The sequence below is a fragment of the Streptomyces sp. NPDC059009 genome (assembly GCF_042740175.1).
Taxonomy (GTDB): domain Bacteria; phylum Actinomycetota; class Actinomycetes; order Streptomycetales; family Streptomycetaceae; genus Streptomyces.
This window is the reverse complement of sequence record NZ_JBHYJB010000007.1, coordinates 190,243-208,261: the sequence shown is the minus strand read 5'-3', so window position 1 is coordinate 208,261 and position 18,019 is coordinate 190,243. Positions and strand designations below refer to the sequence as shown.

The window sequence follows — 18,019 nt, the reverse complement described above, 5'->3', positions numbered from 1 at the left end:
TGACCTGGAACAGCGACTCGGGACGGAACGTCAGGCGGGCCGCACGGCCATCTTGTCGAGCGCCTCCAAGAGCGCGGGCAGATCCCGCCCGCGCCCCACCGGCAGCACCTCACCGGGCTCTTCGTCCAGGAGCACGAACGCGATGTCGTCGGTCCTGGCGACCATGGACCAGCCAGGGCCGTCGGCCCGCAGCGTGCGCGCGTCCCCCGAGGCGAAGGAGGAACGCACCCTGCCGAGCGGCGGCGGGGTGTCCACGTAGGCACGGGCTTCCGCGAGCGCACGCCGTACACCGGTCAACGGTTCTTCGACGGCGCCGGATTCGGACGCCGAGCCTTCGCCCGCCGACTCCTCCGCATTCGCTTCCGCATCTGCATCTGCATCTGCATCTGCATCCGCTTCCGCATCCGCGGAACGCTCCTCCTCCGAAGACGGGGGGTGAGCCCCCGCGTCCTCAGCCGCCTCTTCGGAGCTCTCCGTGGAGTCCTCCGTCGTGAAGTCGGCGTCGTCGATCTGCTCGCGCCACAGCGCCCACTGGAGGGCTATCTCATCGGCGCCGAGGCGCCGTTGGGCGGGACCCCAGGTGTCGGCCTCCGGGGGCGCTAGGGGCGCCTGATCCACATACTCGGGGTCCGGCTGCGGATCGTGCGGGGCGGGCACTCCGGGCGCAGCGACCGCGACGGCGAGCGGCCAGCCCGGCAGCGCGGCGACCACGGTGCGCTCGTCGGGCGACAGGTCGTACTCCATGCCGCAGTCCCAGGAGGCGATGGCCACGGCGACGAGTGAGACGTCGTCGACGACGACCGTCCACCGCGCCCCGGCGCCGTCCTGGCCGAGCACCAGGCCGTACCCGCTCGCGAGCGGCGCGAGCGCCAGCGCCGCACACGCCTCGGGGTAGTCGTCGCCGAGCACCGCGGGAAACTTGGCAGGCGTCAGGAGCACCGCCGTCAGTACGTACAGCGCGTCGTCCTCGGCGGCGACAGCGTCGTCCGTCCCGGCCATGCCAGCCTCCCCAAGTTCATCCGTCGGCGCACCCTAACCACTGGTAACTGGCCTCGTCGAGGGTGGATGACCAGGAAAATCGCTCGTAGGGCCGCCTGTTCGCCACCTACGATGCCCCCCATGCCCAGAGCCAGTTCGCACTTCGTCTGTCTGCCGTGCCGCGCATCCTTCAAGAAGGCGGCCGACTACGGACGCGTGCGCGTCGACATCTGCCCGCAGTGCGGCGGCCAGTTGCTGAACGCGGGCTCCGCCCTCGCCGTGCCCAAGCGTCGCGACACCGCGGCCTGGCGTGCCCTCGCAGTGGTCCTCACGGCCGGTGTGCGCTTCCGCCAGGGCTGCTGCGGCGGCCCCGGCTACCGGCCCCGCACCCCGCGAGAGGTCCGTGAGCGGCTCGCGCACGCCGAGGAGACGGGCATCGCGTCGAGCGTTGCCCTGGAGTGCCCCGACCCCACGCACACCGACGTCACGCGGCAGGCAGGCCGAGGAGGCTACGCGCCACGTCGTTCGGGGACTCGTCGCGCTCCCGGGCGAGGGCGATGACGGCGCGGCACGCGAGCTCGCTGACGCCGAACGACAGCGCCTCCGGAGACACCCACCCCCTGGCTTCCTCGATGCCTTCCTGGTCGTCGTCGGCGCAGGCCGCCACATAGGCCGAGGCGGCCTCGAAGAGGTTGTGTGCGCGCTTGGGCGCCGACGGCGCCGGCTGCTGGGCGCGGAAGACCTTACGGATCTTGTGGAACATTTCTCGGACACCTTCCCCCGGTTCGACTGCGGCTCATGATCGCTCAATATCCCCTTTCCAAACTAGAGTTGGTTCCTCGGTGGCAGAAAGGGGACCGAGCGGTGAAGCGTTACGAGCGGCTCGCGCAGATCCGGCGCCTGGACCCGGAGAAGGACTTCCTGACGATCTACCGGCTCAGCGCGGCCTACGAGTTCCCCTGGGACTTCACCCGTTCTCTGGAGCTCGCCCTCTACCGAACGTATGCCGTCCCGAGCATCGGCCGTCTCCTGGCGCAGACGGCCGAGCTGACCGACCGCACGCAGAAGCGCTACGACGACACCGCGCTTCTCCTGGACGCCGTCGTCGAGAAGGGCTTCGGCAGCGACGAGGGGCGTACGGCGATCCGCCGCATCAACCAGATGCACCGCAGTTACGACATCAGCAATGAAGACATGCGCTACGTGCTCTCCACGTTCGTCGTGACTCCGAAGAGGTGGATCGACACCTATGCGTGGCGGCGCCTGTCCCGCCACGAGGCCGTCGCCTCAGCCGTCTACTACCGCACCCTCGGCCAGCACATGGGCATCAAGGAGATCCCCGGCTCCTACGAGGAGTTCGAGGACTGTCTCGACTCCTACGAAGAGGCGCACTTCGCTTGGGACGAGGGCGCGCGCAAGGTCTCCGACGCCACCCTGGACCTGATGGGCTCCTGGTACCCGAGCCCGCTCGCCCCCGTGCTGCGCACGGCGATCCTGGCACTGCTCGACGACTCCCTGCTGCGCGCCTTCCGGTACGAGCCGCCGGGCGCCCGCACCCGCTCCCTGGTCCGCGGCGGGGTGCGACTGCGGGGCCGCGCGGTGCGTCTGCTGCCCCCGCGGGCGAAGCCGCACTACGCCCGGCAGAACCCCGAGATCAAGGGCTACCGCGACGGCTACCGGGTCGTCGACCTCGGCACCCGCCCCGTGCCAGGCGTACGCGGCTGCCCGGTGGGGCGCCCGCCGGACGCCTCAGGGGCGCCGCCCGTCGGCACCGGCGATTGAGGACAGGGTCTTCAACGTCTCACGCAGCCAGGCGAGTTCGGCCCGGCTGGTGGCGCGGGCAATGGTGAGGATGCCCTGGCGGAACGGGTCGTCGAGATCCTCGGCGCGCAGCGGCCGCTCGTCGTCGTAGAAGAAGCTCGCGGGCTCCTCGAGGAAGGCGAGGCGCCGCCGCAACACCGTGGCCTGCGCCTCCTTGTCGTCGAGATGCCGCAGGAACGCCAGGACCGTGAACCAGCGGTTCTCGTCGGTGATGTCGCCCTGCGCGGGCTCGGCGAGCCGCCGCCGCAGCTCGCGCCTGCCCTCGGCGGTGAGCGTGAGCATGTGCCGGGGGGCGGCTCCCGCGCCCGGCCGGGTCTCGCGGGCGAGCAGATCCGCCTTCTCCAGGCGCTTGATGGCCGGGTAGAGCGTGCTCTCGGCCACGGGCCGCACATGCCCGGTCAGCGCGGTGATGCGCCGCCGCAGTTCGTAGCCGTGCAGCGGCGCGTCGTACAGGAAACCCAGGATGGCCAGTTCGAGCATGCGCGCATTCTGCCCCATCAACGGTGTACATCGAGCACGAAGTACCTCGGTGGCGATGTATTGTGGCGCTCGGAACCGGAGCCGTGGACGCCTCGGTGCTCATCTCGTGTGGGGCGGAAGAGGGAGGGACGACGATGCGGCAGGCGCAGTTCGACGGGCAGGGCAGTCACATCCGGTGGACGGAGACCGAGGGGGCCGGACCCGCGCGCGTGTATGTCCACGGGCTCGGTGCGACGTCAGCCGTGTACCACGCCCATATCGCCGCCCGGCCCGAACTGACCGGCCGCCGCTCGCTCTTCGTGGACCTGCCGGGCCACGGCATCAGCGACCGCCCGGCGGATTTCGGCTACACGCTGGAGGACCACGCCGACGCGCTCGCGGCGGCCCTGGATACGGCCGGGGTGCGCGGAGCGGAGATCGTCGGGCACAGCATGGGCGGCTCCGTCGCCATCGTCTGCGCCCACCGGCGCCCCGACCTCGTCGCGCGCCTGGTCCTCGCCGAAGCCAACCTCGACCCGAACCCGGCGCCGACAGCGGGCAGCAGCGGCATCGCCGCCTACGGAGAAGAGGAATTCGTCGCCGGAGGCGGCCACGCGCGCGTGCTGGAGAAGGTGGGCCCCACATGGGCCGCGACCATGCGCCTCGCCGACCCGTGCGCCCTGCACCGCAGCGCCGTCGGACTCGTCGCCGCCACCCGGCCCACCATGCGCCACATGCTCATGGGCCTCTCGGTGGACCGGGTCTACCTCCAGGGCGCCCGCAGCGGCGAACTCGCGGACAGGGACGGCCTGGTGGCGTCCGGCGCCACGGTGCTGACCGTCCCGGACGCCGGGCACAACATCATGTTCGACAACCCCGGGGCCTTCGCGGCCGCGGTCGTCGGGGCGCGGTGACGCCCCGTCCTGCTCAGTCCTGACGCACGGCGAGGGCCAGGAAGCGCGCGTCCTCGTCGACGTACGAGGTCATGCGCCAGCCCGAACCGGCCAGGAGCGGCCCAAGGTTGGCCTCCGCGCGCAGGTCGCCGGGCGTGATCTGACGGCCCTGTCGTGCGGCAAGGGCGGCCCGGCCGATGGGGTGGAACAGCGCGAGGACGCCGCCCGGGCGTGTCACCCGCCTCAACTCGCGCAGATTCTCGGCCGGTTGGGGCAGATGGGCGATGAGGCCCGCGGCGAACACGGCGTCCAGGGACTCCGAGCGCAGCGGCAGGTGCGCCACGTCGGCGAGCAGCAGCTGTCCGTGACGCTCCCTGCCCGCCCGCTGGGCCGCCTGCAGCATGGCGGGTGTCAGGTCGGCGCCCAGGACGGCTCCGGAGGGCCCCACGACCTCCCTGAGCGCGGGCAGGGCGCGCCCGGTGCCGCAGCCCGCGTCGAGCACGCGGTCGCCGGGCCGCAGCCCGAGGCCGGCCGCGGCCGCGCGGTAGGCCGGGCCGTCGTCGGGGAACCTGCTGTCCCAGTCGGCGGCACGGGCCCCGAAGAACTCCTGCACCTTCGTGTGGTCGTCGCTCATGCGACCCATGATCCCGCACGGATCCGCACGAGCGTGCGGCGCACACGTTCGAGCGTGACGCGATCGTTCAGGAACATTTCCGCGTCATATTCCAACAGCTTTCGAAATGCGCCCCCGTTGTGCGCCCCTCCTCGGACTAGCGTCCCGGAGCCATGGGACACCTGGACCACGCCACCTTCGGCTGGCTGACCCCCGTGCTGTCGTACGTGATGGCCTGCATCGGCGCCGCACTCGGCCTGCGCTGCACCGTCCGCGCCCTGGCCGCTACGGGCCGCGCGCGCCGCAACTGGCTGCTCACCGCGGCCTCGGCGATCGGCACCGGCATCTGGACGATGCACTTCGTTGCCATGCTCGGCTTCGGCGTCAGCGGCACAGAGATCCACTACAACGTTCCGCTGACGATCCTGAGCCTCCTCGTCGCGATGGCCGTCGTCGGAGCCGGAGTCTTCGTGGTCGCCCACAGCCGCGAGCGCGGTCGTGCGCTGGTGCTCGGCGGGCTCACCACCGGGCTCGGCGTCGCGAGCATGCACTACCTGGGCATGGCCGCGCTCCGGCTGCACGGAGAGGTCAGCTACGACCCCGTCCTCGTCGGGCTCTCCGTGGTGATCGCCGTCGTCGCCGCGACCGCCGCCCTCTGGGCGGGCCTGAACATCAAGTCGCCGCTCGCGGTGGCCGTCGCCTCACTCGTCATGGGCGGAGCGGTGAGCAGCATGCACTACACCGGAATGATGGCGGTGAGGGTGCGCGTCACCCCCTCCGGTGCAGTGCTTCCCGGAGCCACGACGATGCAGTTCATCTTCCCCCTCGCCGTCGGCCTCGGGGCATACCTCTTCCTGACCTTGGCGTTCGTCGCACTCTCGCCGACGGCGGGGGAGCACGAGGCATCCGTGTCGGCGCAGCGCCCGGTCGAGAGCGCCGTTCGATGACCGAGCTGCCGCGCGGCCGCCGCGCCCACGCGGGTCCGCCCGCCGACGAACACGACGAAGCGAACGCTCCCTTCACCGGAGCCACGCCCCGTACCGGGGACCCGGCCGACACACCCACGCGCGCGGGACGATGGCGGCTGCGCCCCCGCACGGTCCGGGCCAAGATCGTCTGCCTGCTGATGGTGCCTATCGTCTCGCTGCTCTCGCTCTGGGCCTACGCGACCGTCAGCACCGCCCAGGACGTCGCGCGGCTGCAGCGGCTGCAGCGCGTCGAGACCGGCATACGCACGCCCACAGGCGCCGCCGTGACCGCCCTCCAGGCCGAACGCACCGCCGCCGTCGCCCAGGCCACCCGACCCGCCCCCGGCCGGGCCGAGCAGCTCAGACTCGCTGCCACGCGCACCGACCGGGCCGTGGCGAAACTGCGCCTCGGCGACCACGACACCGTCGCCGCGGGCGCGGGGCTGCCCACCGAGGCCACCGCGCGTCTGGAGACATTCGTCGCGGAGGCCGCGCGACTGCGGACACTGCGCACCGCGGTACTCGACCGCAGCACCGGCTGGGACACGGCCTATGGGCAGTACACCAGGACGATCACGACCGCCTTCGGAGTCAACGGCTCCCTCACCGGCATCGACGACGCCGAACGCGGCTCCAACGCGCGCGTGTTGCTGGAATTCTCCCGCTCGGGCGAAATGCTGGCACGCGAGGACGCGGTGCTCGCCGGCGCCCGGCTCGCCGGGAAGCTCGACGGCGAGCGGCTGCGCCGGTTCACCGCGACCGCCGACACCCGGCGCACCCTGACCGAGGCGGCCACCGCGGACCTCCAGAACCCCGAACGGGGCGCCTGGCGCACCGTCGAGCGGGGAAGCGCCTATGCCGACCTTCGTGCCGTCGAGGACAAGGTCCTGATGGCCGCACCCGGCCGCAAGGCGCTCGACGCCGCCCCCGCCGCCACATGGAACGCCGCGTACACGGCGGTGAGCGACGGCAGGCGCGGCATCGAGCAGGACGCCGCACGCTCCGCCGCCGACCGGGCCGACCCGCTCACACGCGGCGTACTCACCCCGGCGGGCGCCGCCGTCCTCCTGGGACTCGTCGCCGTGTCCGCCTCCCTGCTCATCTCCGTACGCATCGGCCGCGGCCTCGTCGTGGAGCTCATCAGCCTGCGCAACAGCGCCCTGGAGATCGCGCGCCGCAAACTCCCGGGCGCCATGCGGCGGTTGCGGGCGGGCGAAGAGCTCGACATCCACGCCGAAGCGCCACCGGGACCGCCCGCCGAGGACGAGACCGGCCAGGTCTCCGAAGCCCTCACCACCGTGCACCGGGCGGCGCTCCGGGCCGCGATCGAGCGCGCCGAGCTGGCCAGCGGCATCTCCGGGGTCTTCGTCAACCTCGCCCGCAGGAGTCAGGTGCTCGTCCATCGCCAACTCGGCCTCCTGGACGGCATGGAGCGCCGCGCCGAGGACCCGAACGAGCTGAGCGACCTCTTCCGCCTCGACCACCTCACCACCCGGATGAGGCGCCACGCCGAGAGCCTGATCATCCTCTCCGGAGCCGCCCCCGGCCGCGCCTGGCGCAAGCCCGTCTCGCTCACGAACGTCGTGCGCGCCGCGGTCTCCGAGATCGAGGACTACGCGCGCGTGGAGGTACGCCACCTCCCCGAAGCGGCCATCAAGGGCGCGGCCGTCGCCGACCTCACCCACCTGCTCGCCGAAGTCGTGGAGAACGCCGCCCAGTTCTCACCGCCCCACACGAAGGTGCGCGTCAGCGGCGAGCCCGTCGGCAACGGCTACGCCCTCGAAGTCGAGGACCGCGGCCTGGGCATGGGCGCGGACGCCCTCGCCGGCGCCAACCGGCGCATCGAACAGTCCGAGGCCCTCGACCTGTTCGACAGCGACCAACTCGGCCTCTTCGTGGTGAGCAGGCTCGCCAACCGGCACGGCATCAAGGTGCGCCTGCGCACCTCCCCGTACGGCGGCACCACCGCCGTGATCCTCCTGCCCACCCCGCTGCTGCAGACCGCCCCGCCCCAGCGGCCCACCACTCCGGAGCACTCCCATGACGCGGCAGTCCAGCACGCGCGCGTACCCGGACCGGCCACGCCGCCCAGGAACGGCCACCACCCCGTCCCGGCACCGCCGTCCCGCCCCGCCCTCGCCGCCTCCACCCCGGCACCGGAGCCGACCCCGCCGGGCGTGACCGCCCTGCGACCGCACCGCGACGAGCCGCAACGGCACGAGGCGCAAGGCCATGAGTCGCACCGCCATCAGCCGCGCCGTGACGACGCCCCCGCACCACCTGCCCCAGCCACCACGCCCCGGCCCACGACGCCCCCACCGGACACGGCGAACGGGTCCGAGGAGACCCCCTCCGGCGAGCTCCCCCGCCGCGTGCGGCAGGCCAGCCTCGCTCCCCAACTGCGGGCATCACAAGCGCAGTCGGCGCCCCAGGCCGCCCACCCCCGGCCCGACGACGAGCGCAGCCCCGAACAGGCACGGGACCGCATGACCGCCTATCGGGACGGCTGGGCCCGGGGCGGCGGCCGCCGCCCCGGCATCGTCGGCGCGGTCCCGGACCCCGCGAGGCCCGCACCGCGAAGCGACAGCGAAGGAGACCCCGCATGATCCAGGACCCGAGCAGCACCGCCCGGCGGTCCGGCGAACTCGACTGGCTCCTCGATGACTTGGTGCTGCGCGTCACCGAGGTGCGCCACGCGGTGGTGCTCTCCAACGACGGCCTCGCCGTCGGCGCTTCCACGGCCCTCACCCGCGAGGACGCCGAACACCTGGCCGCCGTCGCCTCCGGATTCCACAGCCTCGCCAAGGGTGCCGGACGCCACTTCGGGGCGGGCGGAGTACGCCAGACACTCGTAGAGATGGATGAAGGTTTCCTCTTCGTGGCCGCCGCGGGTGACGGCTCCTGCCTCGCCGTCCTCACCTCCGTGACGGCCGACATCGGCCTCGTCGCCTACGAAATGGCCCGTCTCGTCAAGCGGGTCGGCGAGCACCTCTACACCGCGCCGCGCTGCGCCGCACAGCCACCGGCCGTCGGATGACCCGGGGCGGTCGAGGCAGATGACCGAGAACGACGGCGACGCCGGGCCACGGCAGCCCGGCAGCCAGTGGTACGACAGCGAGGCGGGCCCCCTGGTCCGCCCGTACGCCATGACGGGCGGCCGCACCAGGCCGGGCCCGAGCGGCGTGCGATTTGACCTGATCGCGCTCGTCGCTCTCGACGCCCGCACCCCGGGCGGCGACGATACGGCCCTGGGTCCCGAACACTGGTCGCTCCTCGAACTCTGCCGCGCCGAGACCCAGTCGGTGGCGGAGCTCGCCGCCGGCGCCGACCTGCCGGTGGGGGTGGTCAGGGTGCTCCTGGGCGACCTTCTCGAACTGCGCCGCGTACGCATCAGCCGTCCGGTGCCCCCTGCTCAACTACCGGACGAAAAGATCCTGAGAGAAGTGATCGATGGGCTTCGAGCGCTCTGACGCCACCGACGGCGAGCCCGCCGCCATGGCGCTGAAGATTCTGGTCGCCGGCGGCTTCGGGGTGGGCAAGACCACCCTCGTCGGCTCGGTCAGCGAGATCCGCCCGCTGCGCACCGAGGAACTCCTCAGCGAGGCGGGCCAGTCCGTGGACGACACCGCGGGGGTCGACCGCAAGACCACGACGACGGTCGCCATGGACTTCGGCCGCATCACCATCCGGGCGGGCCTGTCCCTGTACCTCTTCGGTACGCCGGGACAGGACCGCTTCTGGTTCCTGTGGGACGAGTTGTCCCAGGGCGCGCTCGGAGCCGTCGTCCTCGCGGACACCCGACGGCTCGAGGACTGCTTCCCCGCCGTGGACTACTTCGAGCACCGGCGCATCCCGTTCGTGGTCGCCGTCAACTGCTTCGCGAACGCGCGTACGTACGGAGCACACGAGGTGTCCCAGGCCCTGGACCTCGACCGTGGGACCCCGGTGGTGCTGTGCGACGCCCGCGACCGCGATTCCGGAAAGGAGGTGCTGATCCGGCTCGTCGAGTACGCCGGGCGGATGCACACCGCCCGGCTCCTCGACTCCGTCGGCTGACCCCGGTCGCCTCGGGCCGCCGGGGTCAGCCGGCGACCGCGGCCTGCGCGAGCACCTTGCCGATGCGTACGCGCACCAGCAGTTCACCGGGCACGCCGTTGCGTGCGCCGAACTCCTCGGCGCGGTCCTCGCCCATGTAGCGCGCGCCGATCCGCCCCGCCCAGTCCCGCACCTGGTCGAGGTCCTCGATGAGTTCGGCGCGGCCCTGCAGCACGACGAAGGCGAAGGGCGGCGCGTCGTCGTCCACGCACAGCGCGACACGGCCGTCGCGCGCCAGGTTCCGGCCCTTCACCGTGTCCTTGCCCGTGTTGAACACGATGTCGTCGCCGTCGAGCAGAAACCAGATGGGGGCGATGTGCGGGCTGCCGTCGGCCCGGACGGTCGAGAGCTTGCCGGTGCGGGTGCCGTGGGAGACGAAGGCGCGCCATTCGTCGTCGGTCATCTTCTGTGCCATGTCCCCATCATGCTTGCCGGTTCGTCGGAGGTGGGGAAGGCTGGCAGGTCAAGTCCTCCGGTCAGGGGGAACGGGGAAGCGGAAGCGGGGAGACGGGAACATGGGGCAGAACACGGGGCTCGGCTGGCTGTTGGACGACCTGACCCGGCGCATGGAACACGTACAGCACGCGCTGGTGCTCTCCAACGACGGTCTGGTGACGGGTGCGAGTTCGGAGCTCAAGCGCGAGGACGCCGAGCACCTGGCGGCCGTCTCGTCGGGGCTGCACAGCCTCGCCAAGGGCTCCGGACGGCACTTCGGCGCGGGCAACGTCCGCCAGACGATGATCGAGTTCGATGACGCGGTGCTGTTCGTGACCGCGGCGGGCGACGGCAGCTGTCTGTGCGTGCTCAGCACGGCCGAGGCCGACATGGGCCAGGTCGCCTACGAGATGACGCTGCTCGTCAATCGCGTCGGCGAACACCTCGGCGTGGGCGCCCGGCACCCGGAGCGCACGCCGGTCGTAGACCTCTGACCTGCTAGAACGCCGACGTCAGCGGAGTTATCCACAGGCTCAGCGAGCGTGGGGGTGATCGAGCTACGGTTTTTCCCGAGAGCAAAAGTGCCTCACGGGGGAGAACAGCCATGACCGGCGACACCATGGCCCAGTCGGGCCTGACCAGCACGACGAACAGCACGGCGGAGTCCCTGCGGACCTCGGTCTCACGCAGCCGCGCGGCGCGCGAACTGGGCCTGAAGCGCGGCGAGGTCGAGCTCGCCGTGATGCTGGAGCGGATCCACACGGTGCGGGACCCGGCAGGCGGACCGCGCCGCGTCACCCGGGACGAGATCGAGCGGGTGCACGCCACCGACGGGTATCCGGACGAGTGGCGAAGGAGCATCAGAGCGGTGGGGACCGCCGAGGGTGCGGAACTTCTGTCCATCACGACGGCACGCTTCTCCCGGCTCGCCCGCGCGGGCCTGCTGACCCCATTGAAGTTCTACCTCAACCGCTACCGGGCGGTGGTCTGGCTCTACCACGCGGACGCATTGCGGGAGTTCGCGGCGGACGAGGCCAACGCCGAGCTGCTGACCGGCCGCGCACCGGAGTCGATCAGGTCCCGTCTGGAGGCCGGCGGTGACGCGCGAGCCCGCAACTGGCGGGGGCGGCACGCGAGTTTCCTGCTGCGGCAGGCGGCGGACGCGTGGGAGCGTGCGGCCGCCGCGGCATCCCAGCTCGACCCGGTGCAGATCGCCGAGCTCGTCAAGGACCCTTATGAACGGGCCTATCTGCGCAGGCTCCGGCCCGAGCCGCAGGGCCAGGCATCCCCGACCTCCCCGGACTCGCCCGCCGCGCGGCTGATCGAGACGATCACCACGGCCGACGACCCGGATGAGATCCGCTGGCTGCGGGCGACCCTGGTCATCGCGTTGGACGAGGCCCGGATGGGACATCCGGCGCCGCGGCCCGGGGCGGGGACGGTGCTGCAGCAGAAGCCCGAGCGGCAGCAGGGGCTGGGATCGAAGCGTGGGATCGAGCCGGAGCAACCGGAGCCGGAGCACGCACGAGCGCAGGAGCGCGGTCTGCTGACCTGGCTCCGCCGGAGGCGGTCCTAGTCCGTCGCGTCGAGATCCTTGGCGTAGTGCTCGATGGCCGGCCGATACGCGGCGATGCCCGGGTCCTGGCTCGTCACCGTCAGAAGCTTCAGGAGCAGCTCCATGGCTTCGTGGTGGCGGCCGACGTTGTAGAAGGCCATGGCCAGGAAGGTCTTGAGCGCCGCGTCGTCGGGGAATTCCGCCGCCGCGTCGGTCAAGGTCGCGACCGCCTGCGGATAGCGGCCCAGGGTCCGATAGGTGCTGCCCAGACCGAGCAGCGCTCCCTTGCGGTCGTCGGCTGACAGACCGGGCTTCTCCAGGGCGCGAACGTAATGCGGAACCGCCTCCGCCTCCAGGCCGAGCGCGTCGTGGACCCACGCGGTCTGGTAGGCGATCTCGGCGTCGGCCGGGAAGCGCTCGGAGAGCGCATGGAGCCGGGTCCTCGCCCTTTCGTGACGGCCCTCTTTGCGGAGGCGCACGGCCTCGGCGAGCAAGCGGTCCCTGTCGTTGTCCATTGCACCCTCCAGCAACTCGGATCACCGGAGTGTCTCCCGGATCACCGGGGTGTCTCAAGGAACAAGAAGGGAGCAGACATTGATGTCCTGCCCGCCCTCGTCAGCCCGCCAATTCCTCTTCGAGCCAGGTGCGGCCCCGTGCCCGCGCCGTGAGCCGCACACCCGCCAGACGCGGGGCGAGTCGCCCCGCCTCGGCGGCGACCGCGGCCTCGGCATCCCTGCCCACGTCCTCCAGGAATCGGCAGACGATCTCGCCGTCACGATCCTGGGCCCAGCCGCCCACGATCCGTCCGTCCCACCACAGGGACGGGCCGATGTTCCCGGCCCGGTCGAAGAGGCGAGGGCCGTGCTCGCCGAGGAACCAGTCGCGCTCGTGCCAGCCCATGGGAGTGGGGTCGAGAGCGGGCAACAGCGCGGCCCACGGCTCGGGTTCGGGCGTCTCGTCGAGGTCGTCGGGCAGCAGCAGGCCGACGGTGCCGTCCAAGTCGACCTCGACCGGCCCCAGTTCACCCAGCACGCGCTTCACCTGGGTCTTGGTCCACCCGGCCCACCAGCGCAGATCGTCCGCAGTGGCCGGCCCGAAGGTACGCAGCCAGCGGCGCGCCAGCTCCGTCTCGGCCTCCTGGGTGTCCCAGTCCGCGAGCCCGTCGGGGAACCAGCCCGTCAGGGGAGCCCAGCGGTACTGGTGCGAGGTCCACGAGCCGCGCGGCCGACCCCGCACCGCGCGGGCCTCGGCGGCCATGAGGAACAGCAGCCTGCTGGCCACCTTCTGGCGACCCTCATAGCTCTTGCCCCGGGACAGGACGACCTCGGTGCTCAGCCGTGGATCGTCGCTCGCGAGCTCTGCCGCCGTGGCCTCGCCGCGCTCCTTGAGGCTGCGCTCCGCCACGGACTCCGCCTGTTCCAGCCAGTCCTGCACCCCGGCCGGGTCCGCGGCGACCCCGGACTCGGCGAGCAGCCCGAGAAGGCGGCGGCGCTCCCGCGCGGCAACCGCCCGCGAGCAGGCCGCCTGGAGGGCGGGCGCCACATCGAGGGACGTGACGAAGACGGTGCGGCGCATCCCCAACAGACGGATCAGCGACCGGTCCTCGTACAGCGCCCGCTCGACGTCGGCCACCCTGCCGTCGCGCATGCGCGCCCAGGCGCCCACGTACACCGACGACGGGTCGGTGCTGTGCAGCGCCACCATGGAGCGGGCCACCTCGACCGGGTCGTCCGCCCGGGAGTCCGGAGTGAGCCGATGCCGATGGGCGAGACGCGCCCGCCGCTGTGCCACGCCGACTTGCCGCACGATGCCTCCCGGTCCCGAACTGCCCGTACCCGCCTGCGACTACAGTGCCCTGAAGAGCCCCTCCTGGACGACCGAGACGAGCAGGCGCCCCTCGGTGTCATAGATGCGCCCCCGGGCAAGCCCCCGGCCGCCGGTGGCGATGGGGGACTCCTGGTCGTAGAGGAACCATTCGTCGGCGCGGAACGGGCGGTGGAACCACATCGCGTGGTCCAACGAGGCCATGTCGAAGCCCCGGGGCCCCCACAGAGGCTCCACCGGGATCCGAACGGCGTCGAGGAGCGTCATGTCGCTGGCGTAGGTGAGCGCGCAGGTGTGCACCAGCGGATCGTCGCCCAGCGGGCCCACGGCACGCATCCACACGGCGCTGCGCGGCTCGGCGTCCTTGACCTCTTCAGGCGTCCAGCGCAGCCGGTCCACATACCGGATGTCGAAGGGCTGGCGTCGGGCCATGCGCTCCAACTGCTCGGGGAGCGCGCCCAGATGCTCCTTGATCTCCTCGGCGACCGTCGGCAGCGACTCCGGGTCGGGAGCGTCGATGCGCGGCGGCAATTGGTGTTCGAAAGCGCCCGGTTCGGGCTGATGGAAGGAGGCGGTCAGGTTGAAGATGGTCCGCCCTTGCTGGACCGCCGTGACGCGGCGCGTGGTGAAGGAGCGCCCGTCACGGACCCGCTCCACCTGGTACACGATGGGGACGCCGGGCCGCCCGGGCCGCAGGAAGTACGCGTGCAGCGAGTGCACCGGGCGGTCGCCCTCCGTGGTGCGGCCCGCCGCCACCAGCGCCTGCCCGGCGACCTGCCCGCCGAACACCCGCTGCAGCGACTCCTGCGGGCTGCGGCCGCGGAAGATGTTGACCTCGATCTGTTCCAGGTCCAGCAGATCGACCAGGCGGTCGGCGGGGTTGTTCATGGCGTCTCCACGACTCCTGTCCATGGCACGGGGATGCTCGGGGCCCTCAGAGCTGGCCGACGTCGGTCACCCGGACGACGGCGCGGCCCTCCTCGTCGGAGGCCGCGAGATCGACCTCGGCGCTGATGCCCCAGTCATGGTCGCCGTTGGGGTCGGCAAAGGTCTGCCGGACGCGCCACAGGCCGTGCTCGGGATCCTCCTCGATGAGCAACAGCTTGGGTCCGCGCGCGTCGGGCCCGGTGCCGAGGTCGTCGTACTCGTCCCAGTACTTGTCCATGGCGTCGCCCCAGGTGTCCGCGTCCCAGCCGGAGTCGGCGTCCATCTCGCCGAGCTCCTCCACGTGGTCGAGGGCGGCGAGCTCGACGCGGCGGAAGAGGGCGTTGCGGACGAGGACGCGGAAGGCGCGGGAGTTCGACGTGACGGGCTTGACCTGGTCGGCCTTCTCCTGGGCCTCCTCGGCCGTCATGACCTCCGGGTTGGCGAGCTGCTCCCACTCGTCGAGGAGGCTGGAGTCGACCTGGCGGACCATCTCGCCGAGCCAGGCGATGAGGTCCTCGAGGTCCTCGGACTTGAGGTCGTCCGGAATGGTGTGCTCCAGGGCCTTGTACGCGCTCGCGAGGTAGCGCAGCACGATGCCCTCGGTGCGGGCGAGCTCGTAGAAGGACGTGAACTCGGTGAAGGACAGCGCCCGTTCGTACATGTCGCGGATGACGGACTTCGGGGAGAGCGGGTGGTCGCCGACCCACGGGTGGCTGGTGCGGTAGGTGTTGTACGCGTGGTACAGCACCTCTTCCAGGGGCTTCGGGTACTCGATGTCCTGGAGGCGCTCCATCCGGTCCTCGTACTCGACGCCGTCCGCCTTCATCTGGGCCACGGCCTCGCCGCGTGCCTTGTTCTGCTGGGCGGCCAGGATCTGGCGGGGGTCGTCGAGGGTGGACTCGACGACGGAGACCATGTCCAGCGCGTACGAGGGGGACTCCGGGTCGAGGAGTTCGAAGGCCGCGAGGGCGAACGTCGACAGGGGCTGGTTGAGCGCGAAGTCCTGCTGCAGATCGACCGTGAGGCGCACGATGCGACCGGTGGCGTCCGGCTCGTCGAGCTTCTCCACGACGCCGCCGTCGAGCAGCGAGCGGTAGATGGCGATGGCCCGCCGGATGTGCCGCAGCTGCTGCTTGCGCGGCTCGTGGTTGTCCTCGAGCAGACGGCGCATCGCCTCGAAGGCGTTGCCGGGACGGGCGATCACGGACAGGAGCATCGTGTGCGTGACCCGGAAGCGCGACGTCAGCGGCTCCGGCTCGGACGCGATGAGCTTCTCGAAGGTGTTCTCGGTCCAGCCGACGAATCCCTCGGGTGCCTTCTTGCGCACGACCTTGCGGCGCTTCTTCGCGTCGTCGCCCGCCTTGGCGAGCGCCTTCTCGTTCTCGATGACGTGCTCGGGGGCCTGCGCCACGACGAAGCCCGCCGTGTCGAAGCCCGCCCGTCCGGCGCGCCCTGCGATCTGGTGGAACTCCCGCGCGCGCAGCGTGCGTACGCGGTTGCCGTCGTACTTCGTCAGGGCGGTGAACAGCACCGTGCGGATGGGGACGTTGACGCCGACGCCGAGGGTGTCCGTGCCGCAGATGACCTTCAACAGGCCCGCCTGGGCCAGCTTCTCCACCAGGCGCCGGTACTTGGGCAGCATGCCCGCGTGGTGCACGCCGATCCCGTGCCGGACGTAACGCGACAGGTTGCGGCCGAACTTGGTGGTGAAGCGGAAGTTGCCGATGAGCTCGGCGATCTGGTCCTTCTCCGCGCGCGTGCACATGTTGATGCTCATCAGCGACTGGGCCCGCTCGACGGCCTGTGCCTGCGTGAAGTGCACGATGTAGACGGGCGCCTGCTTGGTCTCCAGGAGCTCGGTGAGCGTCTCGGTGATCGGCGTGAGCCGGTACTCGTACGAGAGGGGGACCGGACGCGTCGCGGAGCGGACCACGGACGTGGGGCGCCCGGTGCGGCGGGTGAGGTCCTTCTCGAACATGGAGACGTCGCCGAGGGTCGCCGACATCAGGATGAACTGCGCCTGCGGCAGCTCGAGCAGCGGGATCTGCCAGGCCCAGCCGCGATCCGGCTCCGCGTAGAAGTGGAACTCGTCCATGACGACCTGGCCGATGTCGGCGTCCTTGCCGTCCCGCAGCGCGATGGACGCGAGCACCTCGGCGGTGCAGCAGATCACGGGGGCGTCGGCGTTGACGGAGGCGTCGCCGGTGAGCATCCCGACGTTCTCCGTGCCGAAGAGCTTGCACAGGTCGAAGAACTTCTCCGACACCAGGGCCTTGATGGGAGCGGTGTAGAAGGTGACCTTGTCCTGGGCCAGGGCGGTGAAGTGCGCGCCCGCCGCGACCAGGCTCTTTCCGGAGCCCGTCGGGGTGGACAAGATCACATTCGCCCCGGAGACCACCTCGATCAGCGCCTCCTCCTGGGCCGGGTAGAGAGTGATCCCCTGGTCCTCGGCCCACGACGAGAAGGCTTCGAAGAGGGCATCGGGGTCGGCGTCCGGCGGCAGCTGATCGATAAGGGTCACACCCCCATCTTGCCTTCCTTCCCACCCGATCAGGGAACCGGACGTCGGAACGAAGATCACGAACGCTACGCTGTGGGGCCAACAGGGCGTCAGCTAGGCGGAAATGGGGCGGGGAACAACCATGATGGGTCCGGCACACTCACTGTCGGGAGCGGCGGCCTGGCTGGGGGTGGGCGCGGCCGCGGCGGCCGCGGGGCACACGATGCCCTGGCCGGTGCTCCTCGTCGGCGCCCTGATCTGCGCGGGCGCGGCGCTCGCGCCCGACCTCGACCACAAGTCCGCGACCATCTCGCGGGCCTTCGGACCGGTCTCCCGAGGACTCTGCGAGATCGTCGACACCCTGTCGCACGCGGTCTACAAGGCGACGCGCAAGCAGGGCGACCCCCGGCGCAACGGCGGGCACCGCACGCTCACCCACACCTGGCTGTGGGCGGTCCTCATCGGCGCGGGCACCTCGGCGCTGGCGATATTCGGCGGTCGCTGGGCGGTCCTCGCGATCCTCTTCGTGCACATGGTGCTCGCCATCGAGGGCCTGCTCTGGCGGGCCGCCCGCGGATCGAGCAGCGACGTGCTGGTCTGGCTGCTCGCGGCGACGAGCGCCTGGATCCTTGCGGGCGTCCTGGACCAGCCGGGCAACGGCTCGGGCTGGCTGTTCACCGAGCCGGGCCAGGAGTACCTGTGGCTGGGCCTGCCGATCATCCTCGGCGCCCTGGTGCACGACATCGGGGACGCGCTCACGGTGTCCGGCTGCCCGATCCTGTGGCCCATCCCCATCGGCCGGAAGCGCTGGTATCCGGTCGGCCCGCCGAAGGCGATGCGGTTCCGGGCCGGGAGCTGGATCGAGCTGAAGGTCCTGATGCCCGTGTTCATGCTGCTCGGGGGAGTGGGCGGCGCGGCCGCGCTCAACTTCATCTGAAGGCGGCCGGACGA

The 18,019-nt window shown here is 71.4% G+C and carries 19 protein-coding genes; 10 read left to right on the top strand and 9 right to left on the bottom strand.

All coding sequences use genetic code 11. The features are described from left to right. Positions 1-30 precede the first annotated feature (30 nt). Together ACFWYM_RS09635 and ACFWYM_RS09630 are read right to left on the bottom strand one after the other, a co-directional pair. Positions 31-999 (bottom strand): hypothetical protein, encoded by a 969-nt coding sequence (locus ACFWYM_RS09635; RefSeq protein WP_384832646.1) that lies wholly within the window; start codon positions 997-999, stop codon positions 31-33. Positions 1,000-1,462: 463 nt separating this feature from the next. Then, positions 1,463-1,741 (bottom strand): hypothetical protein, encoded by a 279-nt coding sequence (locus ACFWYM_RS09630; protein ID WP_384832644.1) that lies wholly within the window; start codon positions 1,739-1,741, stop codon positions 1,463-1,465. A 101-nt stretch (positions 1,742-1,842) separates the two neighbouring features. Here ACFWYM_RS09630 and ACFWYM_RS09625 point away from each other — a divergent pair, with 101 nt between their 5' ends. After that, on the top strand, positions 1,843-2,760 hold the full coding sequence (locus ACFWYM_RS09625) for an oxygenase MpaB family protein (RefSeq protein WP_384832641.1): 918 nt from the start codon (positions 1,843-1,845) through the stop codon (positions 2,758-2,760). Here ACFWYM_RS09625 and ACFWYM_RS09620 read toward each other — a convergent pair. Continuing rightward, positions 2,728-3,279, bottom strand: coding sequence for a PadR family transcriptional regulator (locus ACFWYM_RS09620; RefSeq protein WP_384832638.1), 552 nt, complete (start codon positions 3,277-3,279; stop codon positions 2,728-2,730). The genes ACFWYM_RS09625 and ACFWYM_RS09620 overlap by 33 nt on opposite strands. 134 nt (positions 3,280-3,413) lie before the next feature. On the opposite strand from ACFWYM_RS09620, the gene ACFWYM_RS09615 reads away from it, so the two are divergent. After that, positions 3,414-4,172, top strand: a complete 759-nt coding sequence (locus ACFWYM_RS09615) for an alpha/beta fold hydrolase (protein ID WP_384832635.1) — start codon at positions 3,414-3,416, stop codon at positions 4,170-4,172. A 13-nt stretch (positions 4,173-4,185) separates the two neighbouring features. On the opposite strand, the gene ACFWYM_RS09610 is transcribed toward ACFWYM_RS09615, so the two are convergent. Next, positions 4,186-4,785 carry a class I SAM-dependent methyltransferase gene (locus tag ACFWYM_RS09610; RefSeq protein WP_384832632.1) on the bottom strand — a complete coding sequence of 200 codons (600 nt, stop codon included), beginning with the start codon at positions 4,783-4,785 and terminating at the stop codon, positions 4,186-4,188. A 152-nt stretch (positions 4,786-4,937) separates the two neighbouring features. Between ACFWYM_RS09610 and ACFWYM_RS09605 the strand changes: the two genes are divergently transcribed. The 5 genes from ACFWYM_RS09605 to ACFWYM_RS09585 are packed head-to-tail and all read left to right on the top strand — an operon-like array spanning position 4,938 to position 9,788. Next, positions 4,938-5,711, top strand: a complete 774-nt coding sequence (locus tag ACFWYM_RS09605; RefSeq protein ID WP_384832629.1) for an MHYT domain-containing protein — start codon at positions 4,938-4,940, stop codon at positions 5,709-5,711. Continuing rightward, positions 5,708-8,338, top strand: coding sequence for a nitrate- and nitrite sensing domain-containing protein (locus ACFWYM_RS09600; RefSeq protein WP_384832626.1), 2,631 nt, complete (start codon positions 5,708-5,710; stop codon positions 8,336-8,338). The genes ACFWYM_RS09605 and ACFWYM_RS09600 overlap by 4 nt, the downstream gene beginning before the upstream one ends. Further along, on the top strand, positions 8,335-8,769 hold the full coding sequence (locus ACFWYM_RS09595; protein WP_384832623.1) for a roadblock/LC7 domain-containing protein: 435 nt from the start codon (positions 8,335-8,337) through the stop codon (positions 8,767-8,769). The genes ACFWYM_RS09600 and ACFWYM_RS09595 overlap by 4 nt, the downstream gene beginning before the upstream one ends. 19 nt (positions 8,770-8,788) lie before the next feature. Further along, positions 8,789-9,202: a DUF742 domain-containing protein gene (locus tag ACFWYM_RS09590; RefSeq protein WP_384832620.1), complete on the top strand. Its 414-nt coding sequence runs from the start codon at positions 8,789-8,791 to the stop codon at positions 9,200-9,202. Further along, a complete protein-coding gene (locus ACFWYM_RS09585; RefSeq protein WP_384832617.1) occupies positions 9,183-9,788 on the top strand; it encodes an ATP/GTP-binding protein in 606 nt (201 codons plus the stop codon). Before ACFWYM_RS09590 ends, ACFWYM_RS09585 begins: the two co-directional genes overlap by 20 nt. Before the next feature lie 25 nt (positions 9,789-9,813). On the opposite strand, the gene ACFWYM_RS09580 is transcribed toward ACFWYM_RS09585, so the two are convergent. Then, entirely contained in the window at positions 9,814-10,242 is a 429-nt protein-coding gene (locus ACFWYM_RS09580) for a PPOX class F420-dependent oxidoreductase (protein ID WP_384832614.1), read from the bottom strand. Between the two features lie 100 nt (positions 10,243-10,342). On the opposite strand from ACFWYM_RS09580, the gene ACFWYM_RS09575 reads away from it, so the two are divergent. After that, positions 10,343-10,756, top strand: a complete 414-nt coding sequence (locus ACFWYM_RS09575) for a roadblock/LC7 domain-containing protein (RefSeq protein ID WP_384832611.1) — start codon at positions 10,343-10,345, stop codon at positions 10,754-10,756. Between the two features lie 110 nt (positions 10,757-10,866). Then, positions 10,867-11,838, top strand: coding sequence for a DUF6397 family protein (locus ACFWYM_RS09570; protein WP_384832609.1), 972 nt, complete (start codon positions 10,867-10,869; stop codon positions 11,836-11,838). Here ACFWYM_RS09570 and ACFWYM_RS09565 read toward each other — a convergent pair. The 4 genes from ACFWYM_RS09565 to ACFWYM_RS09550 form a co-directional block, all read right to left on the bottom strand. Next, the gene (locus ACFWYM_RS09565) at positions 11,835-12,332 is read right to left on the bottom strand and encodes a tetratricopeptide repeat protein (RefSeq protein WP_384832606.1); all 498 of its coding nucleotides are present in this window, start codon (positions 12,330-12,332) and stop codon (positions 11,835-11,837) included. The genes ACFWYM_RS09570 and ACFWYM_RS09565 overlap by 4 nt on opposite strands. Before the next feature lie 100 nt (positions 12,333-12,432). Continuing rightward, positions 12,433-13,623, bottom strand: a complete 1,191-nt coding sequence (locus ACFWYM_RS09560; RefSeq protein WP_384832603.1) for a winged helix DNA-binding domain-containing protein — start codon at positions 13,621-13,623, stop codon at positions 12,433-12,435. Between the two features lie 39 nt (positions 13,624-13,662). Then, a complete protein-coding gene (locus ACFWYM_RS09555; protein WP_384832600.1) occupies positions 13,663-14,529 on the bottom strand; it encodes an acyl-CoA thioesterase in 867 nt (288 codons plus the stop codon). A 46-nt stretch (positions 14,530-14,575) separates the two neighbouring features. After that, positions 14,576-17,149 (bottom strand): DEAD/DEAH box helicase, encoded by a 2,574-nt coding sequence (locus ACFWYM_RS09550; RefSeq protein ID WP_384832597.1) that lies wholly within the window; start codon positions 17,147-17,149, stop codon positions 14,576-14,578. A gap of 61 nt (positions 17,150-17,210) precedes the next feature. On the opposite strand from ACFWYM_RS09550, the gene ACFWYM_RS09545 reads away from it, so the two are divergent. Next, on the top strand, positions 17,211-18,005 hold the full coding sequence (locus tag ACFWYM_RS09545) for a metal-dependent hydrolase (RefSeq protein WP_384832594.1): 795 nt from the start codon (positions 17,211-17,213) through the stop codon (positions 18,003-18,005). Positions 18,006-18,019 lie beyond the last annotated feature (14 nt).

Coding starts and splice junctions, on each gene's coding strand:
- ACFWYM_RS09545 (WP_384832594.1), top strand. CDS start 17,211: ATGATGGGTCCGGCACACTCACTGTCGGGAGCGGCGGCCTGGCTGGGG.
- ACFWYM_RS09630 (WP_384832644.1), bottom strand. CDS start 1,741: ATGTTCCACAAGATCCGTAAGGTCTTCCGCGCCCAGCAGCCGGCGCCG.
- ACFWYM_RS09590 (WP_384832620.1), top strand. CDS start 8,789: ATGACCGAGAACGACGGCGACGCCGGGCCACGGCAGCCCGGCAGCCAG.
- ACFWYM_RS09620 (WP_384832638.1), bottom strand. CDS start 3,279: ATGCTCGAACTGGCCATCCTGGGTTTCCTGTACGACGCGCCGCTGCAC.
- ACFWYM_RS09635 (WP_384832646.1), bottom strand. CDS start 999: ATGGCCGGGACGGACGACGCTGTCGCCGCCGAGGACGACGCGCTGTAC.
- ACFWYM_RS09580 (WP_384832614.1), bottom strand. CDS start 10,242: ATGGCACAGAAGATGACCGACGACGAATGGCGCGCCTTCGTCTCCCAC.
- ACFWYM_RS09605 (WP_384832629.1), top strand. CDS start 4,938: ATGGGACACCTGGACCACGCCACCTTCGGCTGGCTGACCCCCGTGCTG.
- ACFWYM_RS09575 (WP_384832611.1), top strand. CDS start 10,343: ATGGGGCAGAACACGGGGCTCGGCTGGCTGTTGGACGACCTGACCCGG.
- ACFWYM_RS09615 (WP_384832635.1), top strand. CDS start 3,414: ATGCGGCAGGCGCAGTTCGACGGGCAGGGCAGTCACATCCGGTGGACG.
- ACFWYM_RS09570 (WP_384832609.1), top strand. CDS start 10,867: ATGACCGGCGACACCATGGCCCAGTCGGGCCTGACCAGCACGACGAAC.
- ACFWYM_RS09595 (WP_384832623.1), top strand. CDS start 8,335: ATGATCCAGGACCCGAGCAGCACCGCCCGGCGGTCCGGCGAACTCGAC.
- ACFWYM_RS09555 (WP_384832600.1), bottom strand. CDS start 14,529: ATGAACAACCCCGCCGACCGCCTGGTCGATCTGCTGGACCTGGAACAG.
- ACFWYM_RS09565 (WP_384832606.1), bottom strand. CDS start 12,332: ATGGACAACGACAGGGACCGCTTGCTCGCCGAGGCCGTGCGCCTCCGC.
- ACFWYM_RS09610 (WP_384832632.1), bottom strand. CDS start 4,785: ATGAGCGACGACCACACGAAGGTGCAGGAGTTCTTCGGGGCCCGTGCC.
- ACFWYM_RS09585 (WP_384832617.1), top strand. CDS start 9,183: ATGGGCTTCGAGCGCTCTGACGCCACCGACGGCGAGCCCGCCGCCATG.
- ACFWYM_RS09600 (WP_384832626.1), top strand. CDS start 5,708: ATGACCGAGCTGCCGCGCGGCCGCCGCGCCCACGCGGGTCCGCCCGCC.